At 71.1% G+C, this 12100-nt stretch carries 10 protein-coding genes and 1 pseudogene; 5 read left to right on the top strand and 6 right to left on the bottom strand.

Features of this window, described 5'->3' with window-relative positions; genetic code table 11:
* The first annotated feature begins 94 nt into the window (after positions 1-94).
* Both ACWCO8_RS34325 and ACWCO8_RS34320 read left to right on the top strand, forming a co-directional pair.
* The gene (locus ACWCO8_RS34325) at positions 95-730 is read left to right on the top strand and encodes a TetR/AcrR family transcriptional regulator (protein ID WP_451035481.1); all 636 of its coding nucleotides are present in this window, start codon (positions 95-97) and stop codon (positions 728-730) included.
* A gap of 24 nt (positions 731-754) precedes the next feature.
* Entirely contained in the window at positions 755-1165 is a 411-nt protein-coding gene (locus tag ACWCO8_RS34320) for a PPOX class F420-dependent oxidoreductase (protein WP_451035480.1), read from the top strand.
* An 88-nt stretch (positions 1166-1253) separates the two neighbouring features.
* On the opposite strand, the gene ACWCO8_RS34315 is transcribed toward ACWCO8_RS34320, so the two are convergent.
* The 4 genes from ACWCO8_RS34315 to ACWCO8_RS34300 all read right to left on the bottom strand — a co-directional run bounded on the left by ACWCO8_RS34315 (position 1254) and on the right by ACWCO8_RS34300 (position 5260).
* Positions 1254-2954, bottom strand: a complete 1701-nt coding sequence (locus ACWCO8_RS34315) for an acyl-CoA mutase large subunit family protein (RefSeq protein WP_451035479.1) — start codon at positions 2952-2954, stop codon at positions 1254-1256.
* Positions 2955-3037: 83 nt separating this feature from the next.
* The gene (locus tag ACWCO8_RS34310) at positions 3038-3370 is read right to left on the bottom strand and encodes a DUF3817 domain-containing protein (RefSeq protein WP_361434667.1); all 333 of its coding nucleotides are present in this window, start codon (positions 3368-3370) and stop codon (positions 3038-3040) included.
* 63 nt (positions 3371-3433) lie between these two features.
* Complete coding sequence (locus ACWCO8_RS34305; RefSeq protein WP_362003736.1) at positions 3434-3943, bottom strand: MarR family winged helix-turn-helix transcriptional regulator; 510 nt, start codon at positions 3941-3943, stop codon at positions 3434-3436.
* A gap of 9 nt (positions 3944-3952) precedes the next feature.
* The gene (locus ACWCO8_RS34300; protein WP_451035478.1) at positions 3953-5260 is read right to left on the bottom strand and encodes an MFS transporter; all 1308 of its coding nucleotides are present in this window, start codon (positions 5258-5260) and stop codon (positions 3953-3955) included.
* 95 nt (positions 5261-5355) lie between these two features.
* Here ACWCO8_RS34300 and ACWCO8_RS34295 point away from each other — a divergent pair, with 95 nt between their 5' ends.
* Genes ACWCO8_RS34295 through ACWCO8_RS34285 form a run of 3 tightly spaced genes read left to right on the top strand, consistent with a single transcriptional unit; the run spans position 5356 to position 8247 of the window.
* Positions 5356-6366: a DUF5937 family protein gene (locus ACWCO8_RS34295; RefSeq protein WP_451035477.1), complete on the top strand. Its 1011-nt coding sequence runs from the start codon at positions 5356-5358 to the stop codon at positions 6364-6366.
* 21 nt (positions 6367-6387) lie between these two features.
* Positions 6388-7431, top strand: a complete 1044-nt coding sequence (locus ACWCO8_RS34290) for a glycoside hydrolase family 6 protein (RefSeq protein ID WP_451035476.1) — start codon at positions 6388-6390, stop codon at positions 7429-7431.
* 30 nt (positions 7432-7461) lie between these two features.
* Positions 7462-8247 carry an alpha/beta fold hydrolase gene (locus tag ACWCO8_RS34285; RefSeq protein ID WP_451035475.1) on the top strand — a complete coding sequence of 262 codons (786 nt, stop codon included), beginning with the start codon at positions 7462-7464 and terminating at the stop codon, positions 8245-8247.
* A gap of 3 nt (positions 8248-8250) precedes the next feature.
* Here ACWCO8_RS34285 and ACWCO8_RS34280 read toward each other — a convergent pair whose 3' ends face one another.
* Together ACWCO8_RS34280 and ACWCO8_RS34275 are read right to left on the bottom strand one after the other, a co-directional pair.
* Positions 8251-10206, bottom strand: a complete 1956-nt coding sequence (locus ACWCO8_RS34280; protein ID WP_451035474.1) for a galactose oxidase-like domain-containing protein — start codon at positions 10204-10206, stop codon at positions 8251-8253.
* Positions 10207-10209: 3 nt separating this feature from the next.
* Positions 10210-12075, bottom strand: a pseudogene (locus ACWCO8_RS34275) (glycosyltransferase family 2 protein).
* Positions 12076-12100 lie beyond the last annotated feature (25 nt).

The following is a 12100-nucleotide window of genomic DNA, read 5'->3' as shown; positions in this document are numbered from 1 at the left end:
TGCCCCGGTCGGCCGAGGGGAAGGGCTCCTCGGTGAACTGGCTCACATCGCGGGCCTCTGGCGCAAGACCTACCGGCGGGTATGGTCGACCTCCATGTGCAGCCGTACCAGCCCCCGAACCCGTACCGGACGCCCGCGCAGTGCCGAGGCCGATACGGCGATCCTCGACGCGACCCGGGCCGCGCTGGTCGAACTGGGCTGGTCCAAGCTGACGATGGGCGATGTGGCGAGCCGCGCGGGGGTCGCCAAGACCACCCTCTACCGGCGCTGGGCGAGCAAGAACGAGCTCGTCGTGGACGCCGTCGCCGTCCTCTTCGACGAACTCGAACTCCCCGACCTCGGCTCCCTCCAGGCCGACATCGAGAACGTGGTCCTCCAGTTCGCCGCGCTGCTCCAGCGCCCCGAGACCAAGACCGCGCTGATGGCGGTCGTGGCGGAGTCCACCCGGGACGAGCCGCTGCGCGAGCGCATCCGCACCTCGATCGTCGACCGGCAGAAGCGGCTCGTCCTCGAAGGCCGCCAGCGCGCCCAGGAGCGCGGCGAACTCCCCACCGACCGCGACCCCCGCTCGGTCGACAGCACCGACGACCTGATCTTCGACGTCATCGCCGGCGCGGTGGTCCACCGCGCCCTGGTGAGCGCGGAACCGGTCGACGAGGCCTGGGTCCAGCGCTTCACGGCCCTGCTGATCGGCGGATTGGGCGCGGCGGCGACCACTCCCTTGGAGTGAAGGCCACCCCCTAGGGTGACGGGCGTGACGATCTCACTGAACAGCGCCGTGCGCGCGCTCCTGGACGGCACCAACCCCGCGATCCTGGCCACCGTCCACCCCGACGGTTCCCCGCAGACCTCGGTGGTCTGGGTGGGCAGGGACGGCGACGACCTCCTGATCTCCTCCCAGGCGGGCCGCCGCAAGGTACGGAACATCGAGGCCGACCCCCGGGTCAGCCTGACCCTGTACGACAGCGAGGACCCGCAGCTGTACGCCGAGATACGCGGCACGGCCACGGTCACGGAGGACGCGGGGCGGGCGCTCGCGGTCGCGCTCGACGAGCACTACGAGGGCCCGGGCGCGGGCGACGTCTTCCTCGAACTGCCGCCGGAGGTGGTGCGGGTGGTGATCCGCGTGACGCCGACGAAGGTGGTGGGCACGGCGACGGAGTAGCACGTACGGGCTTACGGGCTTACGGGCTTACGAGAAGGGCCGGTACGGAAGCCCGTACCGGCCCTTCTCCCTGCTCCCGCACGTACGGCTAGAAGCCCGGGGGCTCCGTGTAGATGCCCCACTCGTCGCGGAGGACGTTGCAGATCTCGCCGAGGGTGGCCTCCGCGCGGACCGCGTCGAGCATCGGGGCGATCATGTTCGAGCCGTCCCTGGCCGCCGCCAGCATCGCGTCGAGCGCGGCGCGCACCCGGGCGTCGTCACGGCGGCCCTTGCGCTCGCCGAGGACCCGGACCTGCTCCCACTCGACCTCGTGGCTGACCCGCAGGATCTCCAGGTCGCCGGTGACCGAGCCGTGGTGGACGTTGACGCCGACGACCCGCTTGTCACCCTTCTCCAGGGACTGCTGGTACTGGAAGGCGGACTCGGCGATCTCGCCGGTGAACCAGCCGTCCTCGATGCCGCGCAGGATGCCGGAGGTGATCGGCCCGATCGGGTGCTGACCGTCCGGGTGGGCCCGGCGGCCGCGCTCCTTGATCTGGTCGAAGATCTTCTCGGCGTCGGCCTCGATGCGGTCGGTGAGCTGCTCGATGAACCAGGAGCCGCCGAGCGGGTCGGCCACGTTGGCCACGCCCGTCTCCTCCATCAGCACCTGCTGGGTGCGGAGCGCGATCTCGGCGGCCTGCTCGCTGGGGAGCGCGAGGGTCTCGTCGAGGGCGTTGGTGTGCAGCGAGTTCGTCCCGCCGAGGACGGCGGCTAGCGCCTCGACGGCGGTCCGTACGACGTTGTTGTACGGCTGCTGGGCGGTGAGCGAGACACCGGCGGTCTGGGTGTGGAAGCGGAGCCACTGCGCCTTGTCGGTCTTGGCGCCGTAGACCTCCTTCATCCAGCGGGCCCAGATCCGGCGGGCGGCGCGGAACTTGGCGATCTCCTCGAAGAAGTCGAGGTGCGCGTCGAAGAAGAAGGAGAGACCGGGGGCGAAGACGTCGACGTCCAGGCCGCGGGAGAGGCCGAGCTCCACATAGCCGAAGCCGTCGGCGAGGGTGTACGCGAGCTCCTGCGCGGCCGTCGCTCCGGCCTCGCGGATGTGGTAGCCGGAGACGGAGAGCGGCTTGTAGGCGGGGATGCCCTGGGCGCAGTGCTCCATCAGGTCGCCGATGAGGCGCAGGTGCGGCTCGGGCTGGAAGAGCCACTCCTTCTGGGCGATGTACTCCTTGAAGATGTCGGTCTGGAGCGTCCCGTTGAGGACGGCCGGGTCGACACCCTGGCGCTCGGCGGCGACCAGGTACATGCAGAAGACGGGCACGGCGGGCCCGGAGATGGTCATCGAGGTGGTGACGTCGCCGAGCGGGATGTCCTTGAAGAGGACCTCCATGTCGGCGGCGGAGTCGATGGCGACACCGCAGTGGCCGACCTCGCCGAGCGCCTTCGGGTCGTCGGAGTCGCGGCCCATGAGGGTGGGCATGTCGAAGGCGACCGAGAGCCCGCCGCCGCCGGCGGCCAGGATCATCTTGTACCGCTCGTTGGTCTGCTCGGCGTTGCCGAAGCCGGCGAACTGCCGGATGGTCCAGGTCCGGCCGCGGTAGCCGGTGGCGTGCAGGCCGCGGGTGAAGGGGTACTCGCCGGGCCAGCCGATGCGCTCGAAGCCCTCGTAGGTGTCGCCGGGCCGGGGCCCGTAGACGGGCTCCACGGTGTCGCCGGAGAGCGTGGTGAAGTCGGCGTCGCGCTTGCGGGCCTTGTCGTAGCGGGCCTGCCAGCGTCGGCGGCCTTCCTCGATCGCGTCAGCGTCCATGCTTCGAATTTACTAGGACGTCCTAGTAAATGTCGATGGGAAACCCCCCGCACATCTGTGCGGGGGTGCGGTCCCGGGCTGCGTCAGGCCTTGACGGGCGCCGGCTGCGCGCCGCTGACCAGCGGAAGCGTCTCGCGGACGACCTTGCGCTCGACGAAGAACGCGGCGAAGGGAATCGTCCCGGACAGCAGCACCCACAGGAGCTTGCCGAACGGCCACTTCGCCTTGGAGCCGAGGTCGAAGGCGAAGATCAGGTAGATGATGTAGAGGACGCCGTGGGTCTGGGAGACCGCGAAGGTCACGTCCTCGCCCATGTCGAACCCGTACTTGAAGACCATGCACGTGCAGAGCACGAGCAGCATGACGGCGGTGATGTACGCCATGACGCGGTAACGGGTCAGCACGCTGGATTTCATGCCGTCGAGCGTAACGGCACGTTCCGGGCGATCTTCGGGCGGGGCCGGGTCCTGCCGCGGGGCTCAGACCTCGTCGAAGTCCTCGGCGGAGACGCGCAGCGGGCGGAGCATCGCGAAGATCTCGGCGCACTCCTCGGCGTCATAGACCCCGAGCCCGAAGTCCATGGCCATCAGGTCGCGGGTGGCCGCTTCGACGACCTCGCGCCCCTTCTCGGTGATGGAGGCGAGGGTGCCGCGCCCGTCGTTGGGGTTGGGCCGCTTGTCGACGAGTCCGGACTTCACCAGCCGGTCGACGGTGTTGGTGACCGAGGTCGGGTGGACCATCAGCCGCTCGCCGATCTTGGACATCGGCAGCTCACCGGCCTTGGAGAAGGTGAGCAGGACCAGGGCCTCGTAGCGCGCGAAGGTCAGTCCGTACGGCTTGACGACGGCGTCGACCTCCGCGAGGAGGATCTGGTGGGCGCGCATGATCGAGGTGATCGCGGCCATCGAGGGGACCGGCCCCCAGCGCTTCTGCCAGAGTTCGTCGGCGCGGGCGATGGGATCGAAGGGGAGACTGAGCGGCTTCGGCACGCGTCGACCTTACCCACTGGTCACATGCCGGTCAGCCCCGTCTCGCACTTCGGTCGCCCGCACTTCGAGGACGACGGCGACGAGACAGAGGGTGCCGAGGACACCGGTGGCGGCGACCACGAGGTGGACGGGGAGGAACTCGGCGGCGAGCCCGGCGCCGGCCATGCCGACGCCCTGGGCGGTCATCATCCCGGCGGTCATCAGGGTCATCGCCCTCCCCCGCCGTTCCTCGGGCACGGCGGCGACGAACCAGGCGTCGAGCCCCAGGGTGTACGCGCCGGTGAGCCCGGCGACCGCGAGGGCGAGCCCGGCGAGGGCGGCGCCGGGCTGAACGAGATAGAGCAGATAGGGCAGGACCCCGAAGAGCACGAGCGGGTGGACGAGCCGGGACCGGGTGGCGGGGCCGAGCGCGGACCCGGCGAACAGCTCGCCCGCGATGGTGCCGACGGGCAGGGCGCACATCAGCAGCCCGAGCGCGGCGGTGGAGACACCGGCCTGGTCGGCGTAGGGGGCGGCGAGGGCCTCGGGGACGACCGCGAACAGGGGCGGGACCCAGAACATGAGCATGAGGGCACGGATGCGCCGGTCGCGCAGGAGTGCGAGATTCCCCCCTCCCGCCGCGGTCTTCACGGCCCCCCGGGCGGGCCGCTTGCGCGTCCCGAGCCACAGGAGGAGGGCGGAGGCGAGGAAGGTGGCGGCGGTGATGGCGATCGCTCCGCGCGGGGCGACGACGGTGAGGAGCAGTCCGCCGACGGCGAAGCCGGTGAGCAGCGCGCTCTGGGAGACGATCCGGAGGAGGGAGCGGCCGAGGACGAAGAGGTCGCCCTCGCCGAGGATGTCGGCGAGGGTCGCCATCCGGGTCCCGTTGAAGACCGGCGCGACGGCGGCGACGACGCACCGCAGGACCAGCAGCCCGGCGACGGGGGTGGCGGGCAGAACCATGAGCGCGACGCACGCGGCACAGACGAGATCGCAGACGACGAGGACCCGGCGGGGCGGGTGGCGGTCGGCGACGCCTGCGAGGAGGGTGCCGCCGACGAGGTACGGCAGGAAGCCGAGGGCGAAGGTGAGCGCAGAGAGGAGCGGCGAGCGGGTGAGCTCGTAGACGAGCACGGTGAGCGCGATCTCGCTGACGACGACACCGAGCAGCGAGAGCAGATGCGCGCCGAAGACGACCCGGAACTCGCGTACGGCGAAGACGGCCCGGTAGCCGGGGGTGGGGGCGGATCGCGGTGCCGTCGCAGCCGGGGCGGGCTCACCGCGGGACGCCGAAGGCGTCCGCTCGTCGGGGGCGGTTCTCGTGTCCTCGTTCGACATGAGCGCAGCCTGTCGTGGCCGACCGTCGCCACCTAGACTTTCGGCTCCACCCGAATCTTCTTCCCCCTCTTCCGCCCCCGGAGCGAGCCCCGCCCATGCCGTACCACCTCCACTTCGGCGAGGCCGACCCCCTGCGGATCCGGTTCGCGCTGTCGCCGCTCTGGGAGACGCACTCCGCCGTGCGCGTGCTCGCGCGGCCCCGGCAGCAGGGGTACCACCTGCCGTGGCTGCGGCGGATCCGGGGCGCGGCGGAGGGGCTCGAGCTCGGGCCGCTGCACCTGCTGATGCCCCAGCGCGGGCACAGTCCCGACTTCCTCTACCCGCCGCCGCTGGGCCCCGCCGCCTCCTTCGAGGAGGAGATCACGGCCGTACGGGAGACCGACCCGGCCCTCGCCCGGGCCGACTTCGCGCGGGCGCTCGCCGAGACCCCCGGCGCCGCCGCGAGCGACGAGGGGCGGCGGATGCTGGCCGATCCGGCGGGAGCCGTCGAGCGGCTCGCGGACCTGCTCCAGGCGGCCTGGGAGGCCCTGGTCGCGCCGGACTGGCCCCGGCTGCGGGCGCTCCTGGAGGCGGACGTGGCGTACCACTCGCGCAGGCTCGCGGAGGGCGGGCTGGAACGCCTCCTGGGCGAGCTCCATCCCGGCTTCGACTGGACGTCGGACACGGCCACGCTCACCGTGGCGTACCGGGGCGAACACATCCGCGCCCTCGACGGCCAGGGCCTCGTCCTCGTGCCCTCCGTCTTCACCTGGCCCGACGTGGTGAGCGGCTTCGACCCGCCCTGGCAGCCGACCGTCGCGTACCCCGCGCGTGGGATCGGCGGCCTGTGGACCGAGCCCGCGGGCGACCGGACCCCCGAGGCGCTCGCCCGGCTGCTCGGCCGGGCCCGCGCGGACGTGCTGTGCGCGCTGGACGAGCCGGCCGGCACGACGGCGCTCGCGCACCGCCTGGGCCTGGCCCCGTCCTCCGTGTCGGCGCACCTGTCGGTCCTCCGGGAGGCGGGCCTGCTGACGTCCCGCCGCTACGGCCACCAGGTGCTGTACGAACGCACCCCGATCGGGATGGCCCTGACGGGGTCTCCGGTGTCGCACCCACCCGCCGACTGACCGGGATGTCACGATAAGCCCGTGTTGCCCCGATCCCGCTCCCGTATCCGCCCCACCGCACTCACCGCTCTGGCCGCCGCCCTGCTCCTGACCGGCCTGACCGGTCTCACAGGCTGCAGCGACGGCGACCCGTCCTCCCCCGTCGGCACGCCGTCCGGGCGTGCCGAGTCCGTCGCCCCGGCCGGCGGCTCCCCGTTCTGGGTGGACCCGGACAGCGACGCGGCCCGGCAGGTGCGGCAGTACGAGGAGGAGGGCCGCGCCGAGGACGCGCGGCTGCTCAAGCGGATCGCGGAACGGCCGGTCGCGGAGTGGCCGGCGGGCGACGATCCCGTACCGGACATCGCCAAGGCGGTGCGCGGGGCCGCCGCCGACAGGCGGACCGTGGTGTTCGTCGCGTACAACATCCCGCACCGGGACTGCGGGATGTACTCGGCGGGCGGCTCGCACGACGGCGGGGCGTACCGCACCTGGGTCGACTCCTTCGCCTCCGCGATCGGGGACGCGCCCGCGATCGTCGTCCTGGAGCCGGACGCGGTGCCGCACGTGGTGGACGGCTGCACGCCCGCCCAGTACCACGACGAGCGCTACCAGTTGCTCTCCGAGGCGATCGACCGGCTGAAGCGGCAGCCGAACACCCGGGTCTACCTGGACGCGGGCAACCCGGCGTGGATCGACGACCCGGGCAAGCTGGTGGAGCCCCTGCGCCGCGCCGGGATCGACCGGGCCGACGGGTTCTCCCTCAACGTCTCCAACTTCCAGACCGACGACACCGTGAAGGGCTTCGGCGCCGAGCTCTCCGGCCTGCTCGGCGGTACGCACTTCACCGTCGACACGAGCCGCAACGGCGACGGTCCCCTGCCGGGCAACCGGGAGCAGGCCTGGTGCAACCCGCCGGGCCGTTCCCTCGGCGTTCCCCCGACCGACCGCACGGGCGACGAACTGGTCGACGCCTACCTCTGGGTCAAGCGCCCGGGCGAATCCGACGGCCCCTGCCGCGGCGGCCCTTCGGCCGGCACCTGGTGGCCCGACTACGCCCTGGGCCTGGCCCGCCGCGCGAAGGCCTGATCGACGAGACACCCCCTAGACTCGCCGCCCATGGACGATCTTGTGCGGGGCGGTTTCGATGTGGACGGGCGCAGACTCTCCTACCTCGACTTCGGCGGGCCGGGCCCGGTGCTGATCGCCCTGCACGGGCACTTCAACGAGGGCGCGGACTTCGCTCCGCTGGCCGAGCGCCTTGGCTCCTCGTGGCGCGTGATCGCGCTCGACCAGCGGGGGCACGGCGAGTCCGACCGGGCCGGCGACTACGAGCGCGCCGGCTACGTCGCCGACGTCAGGGCCCTCCTCGACCACCTCGGCCTCGCGCAGGTCGCGCTGCTCGGCCATTCCCTGGGCGGCGCGAACGCCTACCAGTTCGCCGCCCGGCACCCCGACCGTGTCACCGCGCTCGTCGTCGAGGACATCGGAGCGGTCTGCGACATCGACCTGACCTTCACGAGGAAGCTGCCCGAGCGCGCCGCGACCCGCGACGGCCTCGTCGAGGCCCTGGGCGCTGCCGCGCCGTACCTGGAGCGGACCTTCAGGCAGCGACCGGACGGCTGGGGCTTCTCCTTCGACCCGGCCGACACCATCCGGTCCCAGCAGGCACTCACCGGCGACCACTGGCACGACTGGCTGAGCGTCCGCTGCCCGACCCTCCTGATCCGAGGCACCCGCAGCGACGAACTGTCGGCCGCCCACGCCCGCGACATGGCGACGAAGCGATCGATCCCCCTCGTCGAACTCCCCGCGGGCCACGTCGTCCACCACGACCAGCCCGACGCCTTCGCCGACTACGTCCGGCAGTTCCTGGCCTCCCCGGAAGACCGAGCGCGGGCCTGACCCTCACCCCACCTGGATCCACTTCGCCTCGGACGAGATGCCGTCCTGGTCCGTGACGAAGAGCATGTACCAGCCGGGTGGGACCAGGGTGCGGTCGAGGGGGACCTCGACCGTGATCGTGTCCTTCGTCTTCTTCAGGGCCAGCTCCACCGAGCGTTGTTCGACGTCCGTGGTGTGGGTGACCGCGCTCGGGCGCATCAGGCGGGCCTTGGTGATCGTCGCCGCGTCCTTGGTGCGGATCGTCACGCGGCCGTTCTGGTCGAGTTCCTGGGGGCCCTCGCCCAGGACCGGGCGGGCGGTGCCGGCGCGGTGCAGGGAGGGTGGGGTGAAGATCTCGATGCGCTGTTCGAAGCTGCCGAGCTTGGTGTTGGCCTGGTTGCCGTAGAGCGGGTCGGAGCCGAAAGTGGCGACGCGGCCGTCGGGCAGCAGAAGCGCCTCGGAGTGGTAGTTGCGGCCGACCGTCGGCTCGGCGGCGGCCGAGAAGGTGTTGGCGCGGGGGTGGTAGAACTGCGCCTTCAGGATGTCGCTGCCGCCGGCGCCCCGGTATTTCTCCGAGCCGCCGGTGGTGAAGACGGTGTCGTCGGGCATGAGGACGCTGCTGAGGTAGCGGGTGCCCTGGGGGAGCGCCGGTCCGTCCGCGAACGACGGGTTCTCCTTCGAGAGGTCGATGATCGACGTACGGGCCGTGGACTTCGGGGACTCGCCGACCCCGCCGCCGCCGAGCACCATCAGCTTCTGGTCCTGGACGGGCGGCAGCATCAGGGAGGCGGAGGTCTCCAGCTGGTCGGGGTCGGTCAGGCCGCCCAGCTTGGTGAAGGAGTTCTTCTTCAGGTCCCAGAGCCCCGGCTCGCGCCCCTTCTCCGCGGGGCCGTACCCCGCGTTGGAGCCGGTGTAGAGCAGCTTGCCGCCCTTGGTGAGGAAGAGGGCGGGGTAGGTGGGGAAGTAGCGGAAGGGGCCCTTGGTCCACTTCTTGGTCTTGGGGTCGTAGATCTCGTTGTCGCCGGGCACGACGTCGCCGACGTCGTTGAGCCCGGAGACCGCGAGGACCTTGCCGTCCTGGAGGGTGACGAGCGTCGGGTACCAGCGGGCGTCCTTCATCGGGGCGACCGGGATGTACTTCTCCGCCTTCGGGTCGAACTCGTACGCGCCTCTGATGCCCTGGAAGTCCTGCTTCTCCGTCGTGAGCCGCTGCGCCAGACCGTAGACGTTGTCGGCGTCCTCGCCCTTGAGGCCGACGATCTCGTACTGCGCGGCCTGCGTGGTGAGCGCCTGCGCGCCCTCCTTCCTCGCCTCGACGAAGACCCGCGCCTCGGCGGCGGTGACCTTGGTCTTCCAGGGCTTCATCTGGCCGCTCGCGAAGTACGAGACCTCGAAGTCGCGCTTGGCCTTGGGGACCGTGACGTCGAACTTCGACACGTACTCGACCCCCGACGGGGAGCGGAAGACCGTGCCCTTCTTGAGGGTGACCGCCTTGTCGGGGCTCTCGTTCTTGACCCGCATCCCGCCGCCGGCCCGCTTGACCTCGCCCTCGAGGATCTCGTAGCGGGCGGTGCCGCCGGCCACCAGGAGGCGGCCGTCGGCGAGCTGGGTGTGGCCGGAGCAGAAGAAGTCCTCGGGGGTGGGGATCTTCTTGAAGGTGTTCTTCTTCGGGTCCCACAGGATGGTGTCGAAGGTGCCCGAGTCGAAGTTCTTCTGGTCGTTGCCCGAGCCGGCGATGAGCAGCACCTTGCCGGTGTGCAGCAGCGCCGCGTGGATGGCGTTGACGCTGTATCCGGCGGGGACGGAGACGGGCGCCCAGGAGCCGAACCGCTTCTTGTAGCCGGGCTGGGCGATCTTGTACGCGTGGTACTTCTCGCCGACGAACGAGACCGCGGCCGGCGCGTTCAGGGCCGCGAGGACCACGACGGCGCCGCCGCCGAACAGCGTCTTCCTGAATTTCTTCGACGGCCGGTAGGCCATGGCTCAGTTCCCTCCGGTCGTGGTGGGCGCGGGCGCGGTGGCCGTGGGCGGGTGCGGGTGCGCGGTGGCGGCGGCGCGGACCTCGACGGCCTCGTGCTCGGGGGCGAGACGGCGGGCGCGGGTGCGGGCACGGGCTCGGTCCCTGACCCGCCGGCTGCGCCGGTCGCGCAGGACGGTCCACGTCCAGACGGCCACCGGGGCGAGGGAGATGATCAGGGCGAGCACGGCCCAGGTGCGCATGGCCGCGTGGGTGTGCCCGAAGTGGACGGAGGCGAGCAGCGAGGCGACCAGGACCGCCGCCCAGTACAGGTGGACCCGGAAGGTCAGGATCCGGTCGGGGCTGGCCTCGCCGCCCTTGGGAGTGACGACGAAACGGCCCCGGGTGCGCAGCACCGCCGAGCCGAGGGACTTGAGGTAGATCGGCGCGGAGAGCGCGGACATCGCCATGCCGGCCAGGCCGCCGGAGCCCTCGGGCTCGTGGGGCGAGACGTTGTGGCGCCGGTTCCAGAGGTAGAGGCCGATCTGCAGGGCGACCGCGTCGCTCCAGATCATCAGCCAGACCGAGGTGGAGACCTGGGTCCCGGACGCGCCCAGCCAGAGGAAGAGGACGCAGCTGAGGATGCCGAGGAACCAGTTGATCGCCGTCATCGGGTAGTAGACGAGCATGAGCGTGTAGTTGAGGAAGCGGCCCGGCGGCACCCGGAAGGGGGTCTTCCAGTACTGCTTGATCAGCGTCTCGTACGTGCCCCGGGACCAGCGCAGCTGCTGCGTGAAGAAGTCGGTCCAGGAGGCCGGGCCCTCGCCGACGGCGAGCACGTCGGGGGTGTAGACGGAGCGCCAGAAGTGGCCGGTGCCGGGGTTCTTCCTGCGGTGCAGCTCGAAGCCGGTGGCCATGTCCTCGGTGACGGAGTCGTAGAGGCCGCCGACCTGCTTGACGGCGGAGATCCGTACGACGTTGTTGGTGCCGACGAACATGGGCGCCCGGTAGCGGTTGCCGGCCCGCTGGATCAGCGCGTGGAAGAGGAACTGCTGGGACTCGGCGGCCTTGGTGACGGGCGAGGTGTAGTTGCCGTAGACCTGCGGTCCGACGACGAAGGCGATGTCCGGGTCGCGGAAGAAGCCGAGCATCCGCTCCAGGAAGTTGGGGAGCGGTACGTGGTCGGTGTCGACGGAGGCGAAGAAGTCGTACGCGTCCCCGTGCATCGCGAGCCAGGCGTTGTAGTTGCCGTGCTTGGTGCGGGCCTTGTGGACGCCCTTCCTGCGGTTCCACTCGGGTATCCCGGCCCGGGTGAAGTGCTTGACGCCCAGTTCGGCGCAGAGCGCCTTGGCGCGTGCGTCGTCGCCCTCGTCCAGGAGCCAGACGTCGAGCGTGCCCTCGTGCCGGAGGCGTACGGCCCCTTCGAGGGTGCGGCGGACCATGACGAGCGGTTCCTTGCCGGGGACGTACGTGGTGAGGAAGGCGACCCGGGTGCCCTTCTCCGGGTACACGGGTATGGGGTCGCGCGCGACCATCGTGGCGTGCGCGATCGAGGTGACGTTCACCAGCATGAAGAAGCAGATCAGCCCGATCGACACGAGCATCACGGCGTCGAACCTGACGAGCCATCGGTCGCCGCCCTCCCGGACGGTCCAGTGGCTGGGCCAGACGAGGTAGACGAGCAGCAGCGCGGAGAGGACCGGCGCGAGGCCCATGAGGAGGACGGCGCGTATGCGGTGCGGCTCCTTCGAGAGCAGACTCCGGTACCGCACCGTGTAGGCCGCCGTGCCCGGTTCCGTGAGCGGACCGGCGAGTCGGCTGTAGGTGTCGTAGTCGTAGCCTGTCGGCCGCACGGTGCCTCCAGCTGTCGTCGGACAGGTCGATACCCCCACAAAAAGGGAGAAGCATCGGCGTGTC

Source organism: Streptomyces sp. NPDC001927 (assembly GCF_053594455.1).
The sequence above is the reverse complement of the archived record's forward strand: the minus strand, read 5'-3'. Positions and strand labels throughout refer to the sequence as shown.